22 protein-coding genes and 2 pseudogenes are annotated in these 18,967 nt (G+C 72.7%); 8 read left to right on the forward strand and 16 right to left on the reverse strand.

Annotated features, from left to right (window positions below):
* The first annotated feature begins 105 nt into the window (after window positions 1-105).
* Window positions 106-1,431 (forward strand): cellulose binding domain-containing protein, encoded by a 1,326-nt coding sequence (locus tag IF29_RS0126400; protein WP_030259778.1) that lies wholly within the window; start codon window positions 106-108, stop codon window positions 1,429-1,431.
* Window positions 1,432-1,454: 23 nt separating this feature from the next.
* Here the strand turns inward: IF29_RS0126400 and pip are convergent, their stop codons facing one another.
* The 3 genes from pip to IF29_RS0126415 form a co-directional block, all read right to left on the reverse strand.
* Window positions 1,455-2,414, reverse strand: coding sequence for a prolyl aminopeptidase (gene pip, locus IF29_RS0126405; RefSeq protein ID WP_030259781.1), 960 nt, complete (start codon window positions 2,412-2,414; stop codon window positions 1,455-1,457).
* An 84-nt stretch (window positions 2,415-2,498) separates the two neighbouring features.
* The gene (locus IF29_RS0126410; protein WP_380521961.1) at window positions 2,499-3,536 is read right to left on the reverse strand and encodes a L,D-transpeptidase; all 1,038 of its coding nucleotides are present in this window, start codon (window positions 3,534-3,536) and stop codon (window positions 2,499-2,501) included.
* A 107-nt stretch (window positions 3,537-3,643) separates the two neighbouring features.
* Window positions 3,644-4,204, reverse strand: a complete 561-nt coding sequence (locus tag IF29_RS0126415) for a TetR/AcrR family transcriptional regulator (RefSeq protein ID WP_030259787.1) — start codon at window positions 4,202-4,204, stop codon at window positions 3,644-3,646.
* A gap of 78 nt (window positions 4,205-4,282) precedes the next feature.
* On the opposite strand from IF29_RS0126415, the gene IF29_RS0126420 reads away from it, so the two are divergent.
* The 3 genes from IF29_RS0126420 (at window position 4,283) to IF29_RS0126430 (ending at window position 6,356) form a co-directional block, all read left to right on the forward strand.
* Window positions 4,283-5,602, forward strand: a complete 1,320-nt coding sequence (locus IF29_RS0126420) for an MFS transporter (RefSeq protein ID WP_063757611.1) — start codon at window positions 4,283-4,285, stop codon at window positions 5,600-5,602.
* A gap of 55 nt (window positions 5,603-5,657) precedes the next feature.
* A complete protein-coding gene (locus IF29_RS0126425) occupies window positions 5,658-6,017 on the forward strand; it encodes a hypothetical protein (protein ID WP_030259792.1) in 360 nt (119 codons plus the stop codon).
* Between the two features lie 93 nt (window positions 6,018-6,110).
* Window positions 6,111-6,356 carry a DUF2630 family protein gene (locus IF29_RS0126430; protein WP_030259795.1) on the forward strand — a complete coding sequence of 82 codons (246 nt, stop codon included), beginning with the start codon at window positions 6,111-6,113 and terminating at the stop codon, window positions 6,354-6,356.
* A gap of 295 nt (window positions 6,357-6,651) precedes the next feature.
* Here IF29_RS0126430 and IF29_RS47920 read toward each other — a convergent pair.
* From IF29_RS47920 to IF29_RS0126450, 4 genes and pseudogenes are all read right to left on the reverse strand, one after another.
* Window positions 6,652-6,918: pseudogene (locus IF29_RS47920) on the reverse strand (type B 50S ribosomal protein L31); the annotation flags it as partial.
* Between the two features lie 112 nt (window positions 6,919-7,030).
* Window positions 7,031-7,843: a VOC family protein gene (locus tag IF29_RS0126440; protein ID WP_051726029.1), complete on the reverse strand. Its 813-nt coding sequence runs from the start codon at window positions 7,841-7,843 to the stop codon at window positions 7,031-7,033.
* Window positions 7,844-7,975: 132 nt separating this feature from the next.
* Window positions 7,976-8,758 carry a DNA-formamidopyrimidine glycosylase family protein gene (locus IF29_RS0126445; RefSeq protein WP_030259803.1) on the reverse strand — a complete coding sequence of 261 codons (783 nt, stop codon included), beginning with the start codon at window positions 8,756-8,758 and terminating at the stop codon, window positions 7,976-7,978.
* Window positions 8,759-8,812: 54 nt separating this feature from the next.
* The gene (locus IF29_RS0126450) at window positions 8,813-9,679 is read right to left on the reverse strand and encodes an oxygenase MpaB family protein (protein ID WP_051726030.1); all 867 of its coding nucleotides are present in this window, start codon (window positions 9,677-9,679) and stop codon (window positions 8,813-8,815) included.
* Window positions 9,680-9,805: 126 nt separating this feature from the next.
* Here IF29_RS0126450 and IF29_RS0126455 point away from each other — a divergent pair, with 126 nt between their 5' ends.
* Entirely contained in the window at window positions 9,806-10,246 is a 441-nt protein-coding gene (locus IF29_RS0126455) for an ATP-binding protein (protein WP_030259808.1), read from the forward strand.
* 44 nt (window positions 10,247-10,290) lie between these two features.
* On the opposite strand, the gene IF29_RS0126460 is transcribed toward IF29_RS0126455, so the two are convergent.
* Together IF29_RS0126460 and IF29_RS0126465 are read right to left on the reverse strand one after the other, a co-directional pair.
* Window positions 10,291-11,100 (reverse strand): SAM-dependent methyltransferase, encoded by an 810-nt coding sequence (locus tag IF29_RS0126460; protein ID WP_030259810.1) that lies wholly within the window; start codon window positions 11,098-11,100, stop codon window positions 10,291-10,293.
* A 58-nt stretch (window positions 11,101-11,158) separates the two neighbouring features.
* Window positions 11,159-12,607, reverse strand: coding sequence for an MFS transporter (locus IF29_RS0126465; RefSeq protein ID WP_051726031.1), 1,449 nt, complete (start codon window positions 12,605-12,607; stop codon window positions 11,159-11,161).
* Between the two features lie 90 nt (window positions 12,608-12,697).
* Between IF29_RS0126465 and IF29_RS0126470 the strand changes: the two genes are divergently transcribed.
* On the forward strand, window positions 12,698-13,168 hold the full coding sequence (locus IF29_RS0126470) for a winged helix-turn-helix transcriptional regulator (protein ID WP_232242450.1): 471 nt from the start codon (window positions 12,698-12,700) through the stop codon (window positions 13,166-13,168).
* A gap of 44 nt (window positions 13,169-13,212) precedes the next feature.
* Here IF29_RS0126470 and IF29_RS0126475 read toward each other — a convergent pair whose 3' ends face one another.
* From IF29_RS0126475 to IF29_RS0126490, 4 genes are all read right to left on the reverse strand, one after another.
* Window positions 13,213-13,608: a hypothetical protein gene (locus tag IF29_RS0126475; protein ID WP_030259818.1), complete on the reverse strand. Its 396-nt coding sequence runs from the start codon at window positions 13,606-13,608 to the stop codon at window positions 13,213-13,215.
* Window positions 13,609-13,733: 125 nt separating this feature from the next.
* Window positions 13,734-14,687 (reverse strand): PRC and DUF2382 domain-containing protein, encoded by a 954-nt coding sequence (locus tag IF29_RS0126480; RefSeq protein WP_030259821.1) that lies wholly within the window; start codon window positions 14,685-14,687, stop codon window positions 13,734-13,736.
* A 127-nt stretch (window positions 14,688-14,814) separates the two neighbouring features.
* On the reverse strand, window positions 14,815-15,012 hold the full coding sequence (locus IF29_RS0126485; RefSeq protein WP_030259824.1) for a hypothetical protein: 198 nt from the start codon (window positions 15,010-15,012) through the stop codon (window positions 14,815-14,817).
* 159 nt (window positions 15,013-15,171) lie between these two features.
* Entirely contained in the window at window positions 15,172-15,681 is a 510-nt protein-coding gene (locus IF29_RS0126490) for a mycothiol transferase (RefSeq protein WP_198037572.1), read from the reverse strand.
* A 139-nt stretch (window positions 15,682-15,820) separates the two neighbouring features.
* Here IF29_RS0126490 and IF29_RS0126495 point away from each other — a divergent pair, with 139 nt between their 5' ends.
* The gene (locus tag IF29_RS0126495; protein ID WP_030259828.1) at window positions 15,821-16,177 is read left to right on the forward strand and encodes a PRC-barrel domain-containing protein; all 357 of its coding nucleotides are present in this window, start codon (window positions 15,821-15,823) and stop codon (window positions 16,175-16,177) included.
* 15 nt (window positions 16,178-16,192) lie between these two features.
* Window positions 16,193-16,360 carry a hypothetical protein gene (locus IF29_RS46980; RefSeq protein ID WP_198037559.1) on the forward strand — a complete coding sequence of 56 codons (168 nt, stop codon included), beginning with the start codon at window positions 16,193-16,195 and terminating at the stop codon, window positions 16,358-16,360.
* 64 nt (window positions 16,361-16,424) lie between these two features.
* Here IF29_RS46980 and IF29_RS47925 read toward each other — a convergent pair.
* The 3 genes and pseudogenes from IF29_RS47925 to IF29_RS0126515 all read right to left on the reverse strand — a co-directional run.
* Window positions 16,425-16,904 (reverse strand): annotated as a pseudogene (locus IF29_RS47925) (ATP-binding protein); the annotation flags it as partial.
* Between the two features lie 64 nt (window positions 16,905-16,968).
* Window positions 16,969-17,997, reverse strand: a complete 1,029-nt coding sequence (ku, locus tag IF29_RS0126510) for a non-homologous end joining protein Ku (RefSeq protein WP_030259832.1) — start codon at window positions 17,995-17,997, stop codon at window positions 16,969-16,971.
* Between the two features lie 59 nt (window positions 17,998-18,056).
* Window positions 18,057-18,926, reverse strand: coding sequence for a hypothetical protein (locus IF29_RS0126515; protein WP_157623936.1), 870 nt, complete (start codon window positions 18,924-18,926; stop codon window positions 18,057-18,059).
* Window positions 18,927-18,967: the final 41 nt, after the last annotated feature.

An 18,967-nucleotide genomic window follows, 5' to 3' on the forward strand; every position in this document is an offset into this window, starting at 1 on the left:
AAGTTTCACCTTCCGCCCGCGCCCGCACTCCGCTGACCTGCGCCCCTGTCCGGGGAGGACGGTCGCCGATTGCGCCGCGGCCCCCGGTGCTCCTAGGAACCTCCTATGAACACGGACAAGAGAGTCTGGATGTCACTGGCCGCCGCCGTGTGTGCCTTCGCCCTGGTGATGTCCTTCCAACTGACCGCCCGGGCCCTGGATGTGACGGGCGGTTCGACACCGGTGACCGGCAACGCCACCTGGTTCAGCTCGCTGGGGTCGCCCTACGGCGGCTGCGGCCTGCCCCAGGCGCAGCTGGACAGCCAGGACTTCCTGGCCCTCAACGTCTTCAACACCCCTGGGAACTACGGCAGTCTGACCCGGCCCATCCCGGCCTCGGCGGCGGGCACCATCGGGATGTTCGACAACGGGCTGAACTGCGGCCGCTACGTCCGGGTGACGGTCGGCGACTACTGCTCGGGCACCAACGACGGCGCGCAGAACCAGCCCTTCTGCCGGAACGGCAGCTGGACCACGGACGCCTACAACGGGGCCACGCTGACCTTCGTGGTCGCCGACAGCTGCGGCGACTCCAACGCCTGGTGCCGGGACGACCCCTACCACGTGGACCTGGCGCAGGCCGCGCTCAACCAGTTCGTGCTGAACGGCAAGGCGGTCGGGGACATGTACCCGAACCACTGGAACAACCGCCAGGTGTCCTGGCAGTTCGTCCCCGCCCCGGACTACACCGGTGACATCAACATCGGCTTCCTGCAGTCGGCACAGGTCTACTGGCCGGCCATCGCGGTCTCGCACCTGCCCAACGGCATCCACGGGATCCGCTACTACTCGGCCGGGAGCTGGCAGAGCGCCGCGATGAACAGCGACATGGGCGACGACTACATCATCGCCCCGACCACGGCGGGCGGTTCGCAGTACCAGATCCAGGTGGTGGACGCCTCCGACGCCCTCCTCAACGGCGGCAGGATCTACTCCTTCTCGCTGCCGGCCACCTGCGCCTCGTCCTGCGGACAGCCCTACACGGCGGCGACCTACACCACGAGCACCCCGACCAGCACGTCACCCAGCCCCTCCGCCTCGCCGTCAGTTTCGGCCTCCGCCTCGGCGTCAGCCTCCCCGTCGGCCTCGGCCGGCGCCGGCGGCTGCACCGTCACGGCCGGCCTGGTCAGCTCCTGGACCGGCGGCTACCAGCTCCAGTTCACCGTCACCGACAGCGGGACCGCGCCGATCGCCACTTGGAGGGTCGGCTTCTCCTTCGCCGGCTCCCAGACCGTCGCCAACTCCTGGAACGCCACCGTCACCCAGACCGGCGCCGCGGTCACCGCCACCAACGCCGCCTACAACGGCACCCTCAGCCCCGGCGCCTCCACCACCTGGGGCATGGTCGTCAACGGCGCCGACCAACCGCTACCGACTCCGACCTGCACCTGATCCGGCCCCGTCGCAGCGCCGGATCACCGGTCCTTGAACTCCTCGATGGCCGCCCGGACGGTCCACTGCATCGTCTCGCTCCCGCCGTGGCCCGAGTCCTCGATGATGTGCAGCCGAGCGTCCGGCCACGCCTTCGCCAGTTCCCAGGCGGTCTGCACCGGGCAGCCCATGTCGTGCCGGCCGTGCACCAGCACCGCCGGGATGCCCGCCAACTTGTGGGCATCGCGCAGCAGTTGGTCCTCCTCCAGCCACGCGCCGTTGCTGAAGAAGTGGGCGCAGATCCGTACGAACGCGATCTGCGCATCGACGTCGCGGTTGCTGTACATGCCCGGCACGCCGTTGGGCTCGTCGGAGATGACCGCGTCCTCCCAGGCCAGCCAGTCGGCGGCGGCCTGCTCCCGGACCTTCCGGTCGGGGTTCTCCATCAGCCGGGCGTACGCCGCGAGCAGGTCGCCGTCCCGCTCGTCGGCGGGGACGCCGTCGCGGAACCGGTCCCAGGCCTCGGGGTAGAACCGCCCGGCGCCCCGGTAGAGCCATTCGGTCTCGGCCCGGCGGGTCGTGGTCACCGCCGGGATCACGATCTCGCTGACCCGCTCGGGGTGCTGCTGCGCATAGGCCAGGATCAGCGTCGATCCCCAGGAGCCGCCGTTCAGCAGCCACTTGTCGATGCCGAGGTGCACCCGCAGCCGCTCCATGTCGTCGACCAGGTGCTGCGTGGTGTTCAGGCTCATGTCCGCCGCCGGATCGCTGGCGTGCGGGGTGCTGCGACCGCAGTTGCGCTGGTCGAAGCGGACGACCCGGTAGCGCTCGGGGTCCCAGGCCCTGGTCGGCCGCCGCGGCGCCCCGGCCCCCGGCCCGCCGTGCACGTTCAGCGCCGGCTTCCCCTCGGGATTGCCCAACTGCTCGTAGTAGATCCGGTTGCCGTCCCCGGTGTCGAGGAAACCACTGTCGTAGGGACTCGTCGGAGCGTAGAGGTCAGCCATGAGCGCCGATTGTACGGAGCGAACGCGAGCCTGCCCCTCCCCGTGGGTCCGGGAAGGGGCAGGTACGTCGCAGGCGCGCGGTTGCTACAGCGTGCCGGTCTGCTGGGCGCCGGTGGCGCTGGCGGCCAGCCACTGGGACCAGCTGAGGTTGAAGGAGGCGTAGCCGTTGTCGGCGGCGGCCTTGCCGCGGGGGGAGCCGGTGATGGTGATCGGGTCGCCCTGCTTGACGTAGTTGTAGAACCACTCGGCGTTGGTCAGCGAGAGGTGCACGCAGCCGTGCGAGCCGACGCTGTGGCCCGGCTGGGGGTCGCCGGTGGAGTAGTGCACGTAGGTGCCGGAGTCGGTGAGGTGCACGTCCCAGGGCAGGGTCAGGTCGTAGTAGTCGGGGCTGGACTTGTCACAGCTGATGCCGACGCTGCAGGAGGTCATCCGCACCTCCTTCGACTTGTCGATCACGGCCATGGTGCCGTCCCAGGAGGGCCAGACCGCGCTGCCGGCGTCGATGGGCATGGTGCGGACGACCTTGCCGGCGTTGCTGACCGTCATCGAGTGGCCGGTGACCGAGACCGTGGTCTCGACGTCGCTACCGATGGTGAAGGTGTGCTGGTAGGAGTGGGTGCCGTAGTCGCCGTTGCCGTCGCCCACGTCGGTGAGGTCGGCGGTGACCGAGACCTTGGTTCCCGACTTCCAGTAGTTCTGCGGCCGCCAGTCCACCCGCCGGCTGCTGAACCAGTGCCAGGCGCCGGTGGTCGGGACCGAGGCGGAGACGGTGAGGTGCTGCTCGATGGCCTTGCGGGCGGAGGTGGCGACGGCCTTGGTGAAGACGATCGAGATCGGCATCGCCACCCCGACGTTGGCGGTGTCGGCCGGGGTGATCGAGTCCAGCAGCATGGCCGGTCCGGCCGGGTGCGTCGGCGACGGGCTGGCGCTGGGGGAGGCGCTGCTGCTGGTCCCGGCTCCGGCGCCGGTGCCGGCCCCGGCGCTCGCGCTGGTCCCGGGGGCCACGCTCACGTCCGACGACCCCGCGCTCTTCGCCGTCGAGGTCGGGCCGCAGGCGCTCGCGCTCCCCAGCACCGCACCGGCCACCAGGGCTATCCCGATGGTGTTCATGATCCGCCGCACGTACTCGCTCCACTCACGTCATGGCATTTGGATATCCGAGTCCAAAGAGTCGGAACTCTACGCATGTGGTTGCAGAGGACACGTAAAGGCTGGGTAAAGATTCGGGCTCAGCGGGGTGTGGCCGCGTCCAGCAGCGCCTCGGCCGTGCTCCTGGCGAGTTCGGCGGCGGTGAGGTCGTGGTCCATCCGGGCCGAGATGGAGGTGCCGTCGTAGAGCAGCATCAGGGTGCGCGCCAGCCGCTCGGGGTCCTCGGCGCCCGCCTCCCTGGACAGGTCGGTGAGCAGGCCGCGCACCCAGCCCCGGTACTCGGCGGTGGCCTCCTGGATCCCGCTGTCCGGACTCGCCTCGGCGCTGGCGTTGACGAAGGCGCAGCCGTGGTAGTTGGGGGCGGCGATGGAGTCGGCGAGCGCGTCGAAGACCGCGAGCAGCCGCGCCCGGGGGTCCTGGTGCTGCTCGACCTTGGCGGTGATCCGGCGCCGGCGCGACTCGTGGCGGTCGGCCAGGTAGGCGCGGATCAGCCCGTCCTTGCTGCCGTAGGTGTTGTAGAGGGTCGCCTTGGCCACACCGGCCCGCTCGATCACCCGGTCGATGCCGACCGTGTGCACGCCCTCTTCGTAGAACAGTTCCGTGGCGGCGTTCAGGAGCCGCTCCCGTGCGGTGGTAGCCATGCCTTGACTTTAACAGACAGGTCTGTCTAGTGTAAGGGGCTACTAGACAGACCTGTCTGACTAATCTTGGGAGCACCCGTGACCTCGCACACCCGACGGTGGCACCTGCCGCGCGGCGTCGCCTTCTACCTCCAGGCGTCGATCGTGGTCTCCTTCCTCGCCGCTTCCAGTGCCCCGACCCCGCTCTACGCCGTCTACCAGGGCGAATGGGGTTTCTCCCCGATCACCACCACCGTGGTCTTCGGCGTCTACGCCCTCGCGGTGCTCGCCGCGCTGCTGGTCGTCGGCTCGCTGTCGGACCATGTCGGACGCCGTCCGGTGCTGCTGGCCGGCATCACCCTGCAGGCCGTCACCATGGTGGTGCTGACCACCGCGGGCGGAGTGCCCGAACTGCTGCTGGCCCGGGTGGTGCAGGGCCTGGCCACCGGACTGGCCGTCGGCGCGGTCGGCGCCGGGATGCTGGACATCGACAAGGCCAAGGGCACCATCACCAACGCCGTGGCGCCGATGACCGGCACCGCCACCGGCTCCATCGCCTCCGGCCTGCTGGTGCAGTACCTGCCCTGGCCGGTGCACCTGGTCTACCTTGCCCTGCTCGGCGTCTTCCTGCTGCAGGGCGTGGGCGTGTGGCTGATGGCGGAGACCTCCGAGCCCAAGCCGGGTGCGCTGGCCTCGCTGCGGCCCCGGCTCGGCATCCCCAGGACCGCCGTGGGCCCGGTGCTGACCGCCGTGCCGGTGCTGGTGGCGGTGTGGGCGCTGGCCGGCTTCTACGGCTCGGTGGCGCCCGCCGTGGTCCGGGTGGTCGTCGGCTCGGACTCCTCGCTGCTCGGCGGCCTGGCCCTGTTCGTACTGGCCGGCAGCGGCGCGCTGACCGTGCTGCTGCTGCGCGACGCCCGGCCGCGGTTGGTGATGCTGCTCGGCATCGCCGCGCTGATCGTGGGCGTCGGCGGCACCCTGCTCTCGGTCGACCACCGCTCCACCGCCGGGTTCTTCCTGGCCACCGCGCTGGCCGGGGCCGGCTTCGGCGGCGGCTTCCAGGGCGCGATCAGGACTACCGTCCCGCTGGCCGCCCCGCACGAGCGGTCCGGCCTGCTGTCGACCCTCTACGTGGTGTCCTACCTGGCCATGGGCCTGCCCGCGGTGATCGGCGGGGTGCTGGTGGTGCACGGCGGCGGGCTGCTGGCGACCACCCGCGAGTACGGCGTCGCCGTGATGGCCCTGGCCGCGCTCGCGCTGCTCGGCCTGGTCCGCCAGAGTCGCGGTCCCGCGGTCGGACGCTCCGTCCTGGTGGCCTCCTCCGCGCCGGTGTCCGAGAAGGCGTCCGAACAGGCGCCTGAGCAGGCGCCCGAGCCGGTCGCGACGCAGGCCCGGGAGAACCGGGTGGTGTCCGGAGGTTAGAAGTGCGCCCGGTCCGGGAAGCCGCATTCCATGGCGGAGGGCGGGGATTGCGGACATGGCGATGACTGACGGACCGGCACTGACCCTGCGGGAGCAGCGGATCCTGGACGGCATCGAGGAACGGCTGCGCGCCGACACCGAGCTGGACCGGAGACTGAGCACGATGCGGCTGCACCGGCTGTGGCACCTGTGGCTGTTCCTGCGCGGCTCGCGCGGCGCGGTCGCGCTGGTACTGGTGGTCGCGGCCGGCGTGCTGCTGGCGGCCGAGGTCCCCGGGCGTCCCGGGCCGGCCGCCCTGGTCGCGGTCGTGCTGCTGCTGCTCCTGGCCGGCACCGTGCTGATCCCCCGGCTCGGGGTGGAGCGCCGCCGGGCCGACCGGCCCGGACCGGAGGACGGCTGGGGCCGCGCGGCCTGATCGCCGTGCCCTGATCGCCGTGCACAGTGCGGGCGGCGCGGGCAGGATGGGGCATCGGGGGCAGTCCCCACCAGGAAGCACCAGGAGGAGCGCATGCCCGACCCCGACATCCTGGAGGCCATCACCAGCATGGTCACCGCCGAGCACGAGTTGAGGGCCAAGGTCGCCTCGGGGGAGGCGGACCCGGACCAGGCGCACAAGCAGCTCGCCGAGATCGAGGTGCAGCTGGACCAGTGCTGGGACCTGCTGCGCCAGCGCAGGGCCCTGCGCGAGTTCGGGCAGGGCGAGGACGCCGCGGCGATCCGGCCCGCGTCCGAGGTCGAGGGCTACCGGTCCTGAGCGGTCCTGCCGCAGACGGTGAACCCGAGGGGCCCGGTGACGAACCGTCACCGGGCCCCTGTCCGCGTCCGGTTCAGGGCAGCTGCTTGTCCAGGGCCGCCCGGCCCTCCTCGGCCAGCCGCCGGCGGGCCCACTCCAGCGTCGCCGGGGTGACGTCCCGTCCGCTGGCCAGCACCAGGTCCTCCGGCGACAGCTCGCCGTCGCTGCCGGTGTGCAGCAGCGCGTCCGGGGTGACCTCGCCCGGAGTGGGGGTGCGCACCGCCTCGTCGTCACCGCCGCCGTCGTTGGCGCCACCGCCCCCGCCGGCGCTGCCGGTGCCACCGCCGCCGTAGCGGCGCTGGAACTTGGCGATCTCACCCTGCGGGTCCACGGTCCTGGCCCGGCCGGTGTGGAAGGGGTGGCTCTCGGCCGAGATCTCGACGTCCACCACCGGATACGTAGCGCCGTCGTCCCACTCGATGGTCTCTTCGCTGGTCGCCGTGGACCGGGTGAGGAAGGCGTAGCCGGCCGACCGGTCCCGGAACACGACGGGGTGGTAGTCGGGGTGGGAGTCCTGTCGCATGCTCACTCCAGGTAATCAGGAGACGGATGGTCCACGGACACGACAGTGCCACAAGCGGCCCGGATCGGCGCGGCTTCCGGCAGTCCGGCCCGGACCGCCCCGCGGACCGGGGTCAGTCGTTGCTGATCAGCGCGAAACGGGCGCCCTCGGGGTCGCGGAGTTCGGCGACGCGCCCGTAGGGGGAGTCGACCACCGGCACCACCGAGCTGCCGCCCAGCCGGACCGCCCGTTCGGCGGCACTGTCGGCGTCGTCCACCGCGAAGGAGACGTGCCAGTACGGGCGTTCCGCCTGCACGGAGCCGCCGGCGAGCAGCGGGTCCGCCTCGCGCAGGGCGGCGATCCGGTGGCCGCCGGCCCGCAGCACCACCCGCTCGTTCTCCCAGTGCACGTCCAGGTGCGCGCGGTCCTGTCCGGCCCAGTCGAGCACCTCGCCGTAGAACAGCGCGGCCGCGAACGGGTCGGTGCGCAGCTCCATCCAGGAGGGCGCGCCGGACATCTCCAGGATCCGGGTGGGCCCGGGCGTCCCCTGCCACAGGCCGAACACCGCCCCGGACGGGTCCACCGCGATGGCCACCCGTCCGGCGCTGACGTCGACCGGGCCGACGCCCACCGTGCCGATGCGCTCGCGCACCCGCTGGGCGGCGCCGTCGATGTCCTCGACGCCGAAGAACACCGTCCAGGTGGTCGGGGCGGTCGCCCAGCCCTGCGGCTGCGAGCCGATCCCGGCCACCCGCTGGCCCTGGGCCACGGCGAAGGCGTAGGAGCCCCACCACTCCTCGTCGACCTCCTCGTAGTGCCATCCGAGCAGCGCGCCGTAGTAGGCCTGCTGGGCGGCGGGGTCGCGGGCGAGCAGGCTGACCCAGCTGGGGGCGCCCGGAATGCAGGGGACCCGAGGGGTGGTCCGGTTCTCGGCCGGTGCCGTCATCGCTTCCTCCTGGACTCAGGTTTGCCCACCGCGACGACTTTAGACCGTTTCGGGCGAATGCTCCGTTCGGCGCGACAGCAGCGCCCCGGTGTCCGTAGACGGCCCCGGGGCCCCGAGCTGCGCCAAGGGGGGCTAGGGCTGGCAGCGCGGGCACCAGAAGGCGACCCGGTCCTGCGGCGGGTCGCCGGCGGTGGAGCGGGCGATCCGGGTGCCGCAGCGGCGGCAGGGCTGCCCGGTGCGTCCGTAGACCCAGTTCCGCCGGTCGGAGCGGGTGTCCCCGGTGGTGGTGTGTCCCGGCCGGAGCCGGTTCAGCCACAGCAGCCGGCGGGCCAGCGCCACCGTCCGCTCCGGGCGGGCCACCTCGGCGTACGGGGTCCACGGGGCCGCTCCGGCCAGGAAGCAGAGCTCGTTGGCGTAGACATTGCCGATTCCGGCCAGGTTGCGCTGGTCCAGCAGGGCGAGGACCAGCGGTCGGCCCGGGTCCTTCGACAGACGCTCCAGCGCCTCGGCGGCGTCCCAGTCCGGTCCCAGCAGGTCCGGACCCAGATGGCCGACCGCGCGCTGCTCGTCCTCGGTCCGCAGCAGTTCGACCACCGGCAGCCGGTAGCCGACGGCGGTGTGCCCGGCGTTCCCCAGCACCGCCCGGATCTGCCAGGACGGGCCGCCGTCCCAGCGCTCGCTGCTGCCGTAGGTCGACCAGCGGCCGTCCATCCGCTGGTGGGTGTGCAGCGTCAGCCCGCCCTCGAACCTGGCCAGCAGGTGCTTGCCGCGCGGCAGCACCTCCAGCACCTGGCGGCCGGTCAGATCGGCGGTCGCGTGCGCCGGTACCCGCAGATCGGCGGTGGTCAGCCGCTGTCCGGCCAGCGCGGAGTGCAGCATCCGGGCGGTGCGGAACACCGAGTCGCCCTCGGGCACGGCTTCCTCCCTCTCTCGTGTCCTGCCACCCGCGTCCTGTTCCCCGGGGCCCCGCTACCCGTGGGCGGCGAGTCGGGCCCGCGCCTCCTTGAGGTGCGGGCCCTCGCGCAGTGCCGCGGGCAGCACCAGCAGCGAGGTGCGCAGCGAGCGGGTCGCCACCCGTGCGCCCAGGTCCGCCACCGGCCAGCCCGGGAGCCCGTACAGGCGTCTGGCCCAGCGCGGCAGCGAGGCGACGCCCAGCGCCATTATCCCGGTCCAGGCCGGCCGCGCGGGGGTGGCCAGCGCGACCCAGAGCGGCATCGGCGGCAGCACCGCGAAGCGGGCAGCCTCGCGGGCCGCAGGACCGGCCCGCAGCTCCGGGCGGATCCGGTCGAAGTAGTCGTCCAGCTCGTCCACGGTGGCCGGCAGCGGGGCTGTCCGGGGGACGCCGAGCCGCCAGGCCGTCTCCCGCTGCTCGGCGACGTAGCGGTCCGCCTCGGCGGCGGTCAGCCGCAGCCCGCCGGCCCGGGTGACGCGCAGGAAGCTGTCCGTCTCGCAGCAGTGCACCCAGGTCAGCAGTTCGGGGTCGTCTGCGCGGTAGCCGGCGCCGGTGTCCGGGTCGGTCCCGCGCACCCGCAGGTGCACCGCGCGCACCCGGGCCAGCGCCGCCTCGGCCTGCGCGGTGCTGCCGTAGGTGACCGCGCCGACGTACTGCGCGGTCCGCAACAGCCGACCCCAGGGGTCCTCCCGGTACCGGGAGTGCTCGGCCACCCCGGCCATCGCCAGCGGGTGCAGCGCCTGGAGCAGCAGCGCGCGCAGCCCGGCCGGCAGCATCATCGGGTCGGCGTGCACCCGCCAGGTCACCGACTGCGGTCCGAACAGCCCGAAGTCCGGTTGTTGCTCCGGCGGTTCGTCCGTGGTCCTGCTCGTCTCGCGCTCCATGCCGGGCTCCTACCCGCGGAACGTGCGGCCGGACCGGATTGGACGCCGGCAACGAGGGTAGACGTGCGGCTGTCGGCCACCGATCATGGGCGGGCCGACAGGTGGTGCGAGAGGCAGGAAGAGCCGATGGAAGGCCAGCAGGCGCGGGAAGTGGTGTGGCCGCGGCGGACGGGGCTGAGCGAGGGGGCGACCTACGACGGCAGGCGCGGGACCGTCGGCGCCGCACGCGTCTTCGTCGCCGACTTCCTGGACCGGGCGCAGAACGAGCACGGTGTCGCCGTCACCGCCGCGCTGCTGGAGGACGCCCGGCTGGTGACCAGTGAGCTGGTGACCAACGCCGCCAAGTACGCGCCGGGGCCGTGCCTGCTGGACCTGGACCTGGAGCTCGACGCCGGGATCCTGCGGATCACCCTGTGGGACACCCAGCCGTCGCTGCCGGTGCCCAGCGAGGCCGACCCGGCCCGGGTGGGCCGGCACGGCCTGGAGATCGTGCTGGCGCTGTGCCGGCGCTTCGAGGTCGAGCGCCAGGCCGGCGGCAAGCGGGTCCAGGTCGACCTGGAGCTCTGAACCGGGCATCCGGAACCGGGCATCCGGAACCGGGCGGGCCGCCGTCAGGGCTTGCGGGCCAGCGCGCAGAGCTGGGGCAGCGGGTAGACCGGCGCCGGGTCGTCGTAGGGGCCCGGGCGCCACTGCTCGCAGTAGACCACGCCGGGCGCCACGATCTCGAAGCCCTTCAGCAGGTCGGTGACCTGCTCGAGCGAGCGCAGCCGCATCGGTGCGACGGTGCGGGAGTACTGCTCCGCCGCCCGCCCGATCCGGGCGGCGGACTCCTCCTTGTGGCTGCCGTGCGACACCGCCAGCCAGCTGCCGGCCGGGACCGCGTCGCGGTAGGCCGCGACCAGGTCGGCCGCCTCGGCGTCGTCCGGGACGAAGTGCAGTACGGCGCTCATCAGCACGGCGACCGGTGCGTCGTCGGCCAGGAGCAGTCGCTCGACCACCGGGTCGGCCAGGATCGAGACCGGGTCCCTGAGGTCCCCGTCGACGGCCTCGGCACGGTCGTTGCCCAGCAGTATCCGCCGGCTGTGCTCCACCGCGACCGGGTCGTTGTCGACGTAGACCACGGCGGCCCGGGGGTCCGCCGCCTGGACGATCTCATGCACGTTCCCCACGGTCGGGATGCCGGAGCCCAGGTCCAGGAACTTCCTGACGCCCTGTTCGGCGAGGTACCCCACGCACCGGGTCAGGAAGGCCCGGTTGGCCCGCAGGATGCCGGGCAGTTCCGGCATCACCGCGACCACCTCCCGGGCGGCAGCGCGGTCGACCGGCAGATTGTGGTTCCCGCCGAGGTGGAAATCGTAGATACGGGCGATGCTGGGTCGCTCCGCGTCCACGTCCTCCGGGATCCAGGCCTGATCGGTCATCGCGTCCTTCCGGCTCTCCGAGGGGGTGAGCCCCAGTGTAGAGGGGAATGACGGCAGATCAGGGCCGGGTCATCCGACCTCGCGCAGGCAGGAGTTGGACCAGTCCGGCGGCCAGACCGAGGCCGGCGAAGACCCACCAGACGTGGTCGAAGGCGGCGACGGCGGCGGACGGTGCCGGGGCACCCAGGACGGCGACGAAGATGCTGATCCCCAGCACCGCACCGAGCTGCCGGAAGCTGGAGTTGACGGCCGATCCGATGGCGAAGCGCTCCGGCGGCAGGTGCTTGACCGCGGCGCCGGACTGGACCGGCAGGGTCAGCCCGATCCCCAGGCCCATCAGCAGCGTCCACGGCAGCCAGTGGGTCAGCCAGTGCGGGGAGCCGCCGGCGGCCGTGGCGAATCCGGCGGCGGCCAGTGCCCAGGCGACCGCTCCGGCCAGCAGCACCGGACGGTGCCCGGTCCGCGCCGCGATCCGGCTGGAGGTCCGGGCGATCAGCGCGACCAGCATCGGCCCGAGGGCGCTGGCCAGTGCGGAGCGCAGCACCGAGTAGTGCCAGACGGTCTGAAGGAAGATCACATTGGCGAGCAGCATCCCGTAGAACGCGGTGGAGAAGAGCAGGGTCGCCGCGTTGACCACCCGGAACTGGTGCTCCCGGAACAGCGACAGGTCCAGCACCGGCTGGGCGGCGGTGGCCGAGCGCCGCAGGAAGGCCGCGAGCAGCAGCGCGGAGAGGACGAAGGCGCCGAGCACCCGGGGGTCGGACCAGCCCCAGTCCGGGCCCTCGACGATGGCCAGGCTCAGCATCGCCGGGGCGCCGGCGACCAGCAGCACGCCGAGCGGGTCGGGAATGCCGGTGGCCGCCGGGTCGCGGGTCTCCGGCAGCAGCCGCCGGCCGAGGACCGCGACCAGCACGCAGATCGGCACGTTGACCAGGAAGATCCAGCGCCAGGAGGCGTACTCGGTGAGCAGTGCGCCGATGGTCGGCCCGAGCGCAGCGGCCGCGGCCCCCATGGCGCCCCAGGTGCCGACCGCGACATGGCGCCGGGCGGCGCTGAACTCGGGCAGCACCAGCGCCAGCGAGGTCGGCACCACCAGGGCGGCGAACACCGCCTGCAGGGCGCGGGCCGCGATCAGCACATCGGTGCCGGTGGCCAGTCCGCAGAGCCCGCTCATCAGGGCGAATCCCAGCATCCCGGTCAGGAAGACGCGCTTGCGCCCGTAGCGGTCGGCCAGCCGTCCGGCCGGGACCAGCACCGCGGCGAAGACCAGGCTGTAGGCGTTGAGCACCCAGGACAGGTGTGCCGGGCCGGTGTGGAAGCTGCGGCTGATGGTCGGGAAGGCGATGTTGACGATCGTGGTGTCGAGGAAGACCACGAAGACGCCCAGGCTGCCCAGCGCCAGCACGCGCAGGGCGTGCCTGCGCACCGCGGGGTCGTCATGGGGGTCGGCCTGCGCCCGGGGCGGTGGTTCCGCCAGTCCGCGCGCGGTCGAGTCGGTGGCGGACATGGCGGCTCCATGGAGTCAGTTGTGATTTCCTACGGACTCTTCGACGATAGCCATGTGCGTTGGAAACCACAACTGACTACGATGGGTCGTATGGACATCGACACGATGGTCGGGATGGAGACCATGGCCGACCGGGAGCCCAGGCCCCGCCCCTGCCCGGCCGCGGCCTCGCTGGAGCTGCTGGGGGAGCGCTGGACGCTGCTGGCCGTCCGCGAGATGCGCTACGGGGTGCACCGCTTCGAGCAGATCACCAGGTTCACCGGCGCCTCGCGCGACATCCTGGCCGACCGGCTGCGCAAGCTGGAGGCCGCGGGCGTGGTCGAACGCCGCCAGTACTCGGAGCACCCGCCGCGCCACGAGTACCACCTCACCGCCGCGGGCGAGGAGATCGGCCCGATCCTGCAGGCCCTGGCCCAGTGGGGGCAGAAGTGGGGCCCCGGCGGCACCGCCGAGTTCGCCCACGACTGCGGCCATCCGCTGGACGCGGTCAGCGTCTGCCGGCACTGCGGCGAGCCCGTCGACCGGGCGTCGCTGCGGGTCAGCCCGGAGCCGACCGGCTGACCCGGCGTACCGGGAGCGGGGAGCGGGGAACGGGGAGCCGGGCGTCAGGCGTCCGGGGTCGGCCCGTCCGCGTCGCGCAGCTCGCGCTGTTCGGCGGCCCAGCTGCGGAGCTCCCGCATCCGCACCGGGTCGGTGGCGACGTCCTGGGTCACCACGGTGGTGATCCCGCCGCCGATGTCGACGACCTGCTGGTCCATCCGGCCGGTGGTGAGCATGCCCACGATGACCAGGAACTCCTCCATCACGTCCTCGGTGAGGAACTCCTCGTCGGCCTCGTCGACCGCGGTGTCGACCTGTTCGAGGCCGGACTCGTAGAGCTGGCCGGCGCCCTCCAGCAGGGCACCGAGGACCCGGAACTGGTCGGGGTCCATATGCAGTTCGAGGGCCTCCAGATAGAGCGAGACCTGGTCCTGGGGGGTGGGTACGGCGAAGTCGTCCATGTCTCTCCTTCTGCCAGTCACCTGTCACCTGTCGCTTGCCCCCTGCCCGCGCAGACGCCGCTCCCGCGCCGGTGTGACGGGTCACACGCGGGCGGGAGCGGCGCCGGTCGGCACGGCCGGGAGGGTCACATGTCCCTGCGGGCCTTCGCGTCGGCGCTGGGGTCGTCGACCAGGTCGATCCGCTCCATGCGGACCTCCTCGTGCACGACCACCTGCTCGGTGACGTCCTCCACCCGCACCCTGACCCGCTCCACGGCGACCGCCTCCTTGCTGACCACGGGGCGCTCCTCGTAGAGCGTCACGTCCAGCTCGGACTCGGCGAAGTCGGCGTCGCCCATGGAGGCGCCGTGCTCGCCGTCCGGGATCGGCTCGCGCTCGACCCGGATCTCCTGGTGCATCAGCGGTACGGTGCGCTCGACCTTCTCGCTGGTCACGGTCTTGTGCAGACGGGCGCGGCCGGCCTCGACCCGCTCGGTGCCGATGTGCAGCCGCTCCTCGTAGCGGGTCATCACCCGGCCGTCCCGGGCGCCCATGGCCAACTGGTCCTGGACGGCCTCGGGGTGGGCGTCGGTGGTGCCGAGCCGGTCCATCCCGGTCGGGGCGGTCATGCCGCCGGCCATGCCGCCGGACATGCCGCTCGTCGTCATGCCGTTCGCCATGGTGTCGGTCCCGCCGGCGGTCCTGCCGTCCGCGGTGCCCGTCGCCGTGCCGGTCGCCGTGCCCGCCGCGCCGGCGGTGCCGTTCATGCCCTTGCCGGCGGCCTCCGGCTGTCCCAGCCCGTAGTGCCGGTAGAGGGTCATCTCCTCCTCCACCGAGAGGTGCCGTCCGGTCTCCAGTTCGGGTGCGCTGTCGACCTGGGACTTGGCGTAGGCCAGCCGGACGTCGTTGTCGACCAGGACCGCGCCGCCCAGCGGGGCGAAATGGCCCTTGCCGCCGAACAGACCGCCCTTCACGGTGACCCACTGCGGGGTGCCGGTGCTGTCGTCCAGGTACACCTCGTCGGCCTGCCCGATCTTGTGACCTTCGGCGTCGAGAACCTTGTGCCCGATCACCCGGGCCGGGTCAAGCGTCGTACTCACAACTACCTCCATGGAGGTGAGGGGGTGCGGCGGCCACGCCGGCATCCGCACAGCGACAGAGAAACGCCACGCCTCGACGGTGCGCCCGACCCCTCGGACCCGCAACTCGGGGTGCCCCATCCGTCACTCAGGGCGCGGGCGTGGGCGGCCTGGTCAGCCGCAGCCGCTGGTCCAGGTGCGCGTCGATCCACCCCAGCAGCCGCTGCACCTCGGCCCAGTCCCGGGCCGAGCGGGCCCGGGACAGCAGCGCGGTCGCCTGCGCCAGGGCGTGGTCCAGGCCGGCCACCGGGTGTGCCGGCGTCACCTGGGGGATGCCGTAGCGCACGGCCGGCTCCGGCTCCCGCCGCGCCGTGCTTGACCGGAACCGCCAGAGTTTCCCTGCGCGCATGGTCCACAACCCCCTGCCGGACGGATCGGGCTCGCCAAGGCCCCTGCCCGCCGCGAACGGCGTGACACATCCGACGGTACGTCACCCGGGGCGGCGTCAGCGCCGCCGCAGCAGCCCGCGGACGTAGGCGGCCTGGCCGACGTGCTGCAGGTCGTCGGAGACGATGCTGACCAACCGGACCGCGAGGGTGACCGGCGGACGGTAGGAACTGTCCACCACCCGGTCCAACTCGCCCTCGCCCAGGCCCTTGAGGAAGCGCAGGGTCTGCTGGTACACCGCGTGGTGGTACTCCTGCAGCAGGTGCACCGAGACGCCCTGGAAGTCGCCCACCTCCGTGCTGGACTGGCCGTAGCCGATGGCCTCCGGCGGGTAGGGGAGGCGGAACCGCTCCTGCCAGCCGTCGGCGAGCCACACCTGCTCCAGGTCGCCGGCCGCGGCGATGTGGTCGTCCTGGACCCGGGTCAGGTGCCAGACCAGCCAGCCGATGGAGTTGGCCCGGGGGCCGACCCGGGCGACCAGGTCGTCGCCGCTGAGATCCTGGAGCACGTCGGTGACGGTCCCGCTGATCCGGCCGAAGGCGTCGGCGAGCAGATCGGTGCTTGTCACGGCCATGATGGCGGTGTCCTCCCGGTAGGGCGGCCGGTCGCTCCGCCAGGGCGTGCGCGGGGCGGACCGGGGGCAGATAACACAGCAGACAAACACTACGTCCGACGCAGCGGCACCGAAGGTTCGGAGAGGAATCGCAGTGATCGAGGTCGGGGACATCCGCGAGTGGCGCACCCATGACGTGGTCGATACATCAGGACATCGCATCGGTTCGCTGGAGGCGGTCTATGTGGACACCCGAACGGACCAGCCGGCCATGGCGACGGTGCTGATCGGCCTGCCGTCCCGGCGCCGGCTGGTGTTCGTGCCGCTGGCCGAGGCGGTGGTGGGCCCCGGCTACGTCAAGGTCCCCTACGCCAAGAGCCTGGTAAAGAGCGCGCCGTCGATGGGCACCGACGACGTGCTGGCGGCCGAGAACGAGAAAGCGGTGTTCGACCACTACGAGCTCCCGTACCAGCAGGGAACGGACGGCGAGCGCCAGCTCGCCCGGGGCTGAGAAGGGGATGCGGCCATGACGGTCTTCCTCACGGTGATCATCATCGCGATCGTGCTGGGCATCATCGGCTTCGTGGTGCACGGGCTGCTCTACCTGCTGGTCATCGGCTGTCTGCTGCTGGCCGCCGACCTGGTCTGGATGGGGGCGCGCTGGTCCCGCAACCACCGCCGTCCGGTGCGGTAGCGCCGCCCGGCCCGGCCGGGTCCCGGGGGTCCCAGGGCACGAAGGCGTGGATCTCCTTGCCGTCCCGGTGCGGGACCACCCTGACCTCCCGGGCCAGGCGCTGCACGGTGGGCCAGCCGAAGCCGCCGGTCCCGGCTCCCAGGTCCGGTGGGCGGGCCAGCGGCGCCACCGGGTTGCCGTCGCGGACCGTGATCTGTACCTCGCCGGGCTGACGGGCCAGGCACAGGGTCAGCGCGCCCGGGGCGTGGCGCACCGCGTTGGTGACCAGTTCCGAGACCACCAGCAGGACGTCCCCGGGCGCACCCGGGTCGGTCGGGAGGCAGCTGCGGGTGAGGGCGCGCAGGAAGGCGGCGACGGCCGCCCTGGCGCGGCCCGCCGTTCCGCTGCCGCCGTCGAGGTCGAGGCGGAGCTGCGGGGCGCCCACGCCCTCGGTCAGCAGCTGGAACTCCACCGTGTGTCCTCCCGGGTGCCGTGCCTGCGCGGCCCGGGAGGTCTTCTCCCCCTGCCGGACGGTCCCAATCGCGCCATGGCCGAACCGTCCCACGGGTCCCGCCGGTTCCGCCGGTTCCGCCGTGCGGCCGGCCGCGGTCGCCGGCCCGAGTCAGGGGTCAGGCCACCGCCTTGGGGCGGTTGGCCGAGGCGGCCTTGGCGATGGCGCGTTCCAGCTGGTCCCGGGTCATCTTGGAGCGCCCGGGCAGGTCGAGACCGGCGGCCCGCTGGTAGAGCTCGGCCTTGCTCAGCGCGCCCAGGTCCTCCTTCTTCCCGGCCGTGGAGACCGCCTTCGGCGAACGCTTCTTGGCCGTGGTGGCCTTCGACCGCCCGGCCGGTGCGGTCCGTGCGGTCGGTGCGGTCGGTGCGCCGGCGGACCGGTCCAGGCTGCGGCGCAGCGCCTCCATCAGGTCGATGACATTGGTGGCCTCGGGGGCGGCCTCGGCGGTGACGATCTCCTGCCCGGCACGCTTGGCGTCGATCAGCTCGCGCACCCGGTCCTCGTAGTCGTCGCGGTACTCCGTCGGCGTCCACTCCACGCTCATGGCCTCGATCAGCTGCTTGGCGGCGCTCAGCTGCTCGGCCGAGACCCGGGTGCGCACCGGCGGGTTCGGCAGCTCCTCGGCCGGGTCGCGGACCTCGTCGGCCCAGTGCAGGGTGTGCAGTTCGAGCACGTCACCGGTGGGACGGATGGCGGTGAGGTACTGCCTGCCGCGCATCACCATGGTCGCCACGGCCGCCCGTCCCGACTCCTCCAGGGCCTCCACCAGCAGCGAGTAGACCTGGGTGAACTCCTCCCCGCGCGGCGCCAGGAAGTAGCCGGAGACGAAGTAGACCGGATCGACGGCGGCCAGGTCGACGAAGCCGGAGACCTCGATCAGCCGCGAGCGTCCCGGGGCGATCTCGTCCAGCTCGCTCGGCTCGATCACCACGTACTGGTCGTCACCGAGGTCGTAGCCCTTGACGATCTCGTTGAAGGGGACCTCGTCGCCGGTGCGCTCGTTGGTGCGCCTGATCCTGACCCGGTCGGCGGTGCCGCGCTGGATCTGGCGGAAGCGGGTGGTGTGGTCCTCCGTCGCCGAGAACATCGACACCGGGACGGTGACCAGGCCGAAGGTCAGTGCGCCGGTCCAGGTCGCTCGGGCCATGGTTCTGCTCCTCCGCGGTCGGTCGACTGATCGGGTTGTCGAGCAATCGAGCTGTCGATCTATTGCTTCTCATCCCTGATACGCCTGTTGTCGAGATGCCGCACGCGGACGCCGGCGTCCCTGGCGCGGCCGGCGGCCCTGCGGGCGTCGCGGTCGGTGGTCTCCACCCGGGTCCGCAGGGTGCGCTCCTCCTCGGCGGCGGTGCGCTCGGCCGCGCGGGCCCGGTCCAGCCGGGCCGAGAGCTCCTCCGCGCTGCTGCGGGCGCGCTGGTGCCGGGTGGTGGCGCGGTCCAGCGCCTTGCGGGCCGTGGCAGCGGCCGTGGCAGCGGAGGCGGCCTGCCGCTCGGCCTCCTTCAGGCCCTGACGGGCCCGGGCCAGGACGTCCGGATCGGTGCGCGGCCCGGCGGTCGGCCCGGCGGTCGGCGCGGACGCTCCCGGGCCGCGTCCTGGTGCGGGCTCGGCGGCGGGGGCGTGCACGGTCAGCGGCTTGGTCAGCCGGCCCGCCGCGAAGGCCTCGGCGGCCTCCCGGTCGGTCAGCACGGTGGTGAGCGTCTGCTCCAGGTCCTCCAGCGGGCCCTCGCCGACCGGCAGGCCGGCCCGTACCGCCGCCGCCTTCGCCTGCTGGACCAGCGCGCCGACCACGGCGCGGCGCCCGGCGGTGAGTTCGCGCAGACGCTCGCCGGCGAGCCGGTCCTGGGCGGCCCGCAGGTCGGTGCCGAGCGTGAGCAGTGCCTGCGACTCGGTGCGGTGCTCGCGCACCAGCAGGTTCGCCAGCCAGGCGCCCAGGGTGGGCCGGCGCAACCCTCGGATCCGTGCAGCCGCCCCGGTGTCGCCCGCGTCGGCGGCGCGCCGGGCGGCGTCGTCGCGGGCCGCGGTGAACTGCGGCGGGGGCAGGGCGTAGAGCCGGTCGGCGACCTCGTCGAAGTCCACGTCCACACCTCCTCCGACTCGCTGCCGTCCGACCATTCTGT

It is taken from the genome of Streptacidiphilus jeojiense (assembly GCF_000719095.1).
Classification (GTDB): domain Bacteria; phylum Actinomycetota; class Actinomycetes; order Streptomycetales; family Streptomycetaceae; genus Streptacidiphilus; species Streptacidiphilus jeojiensis.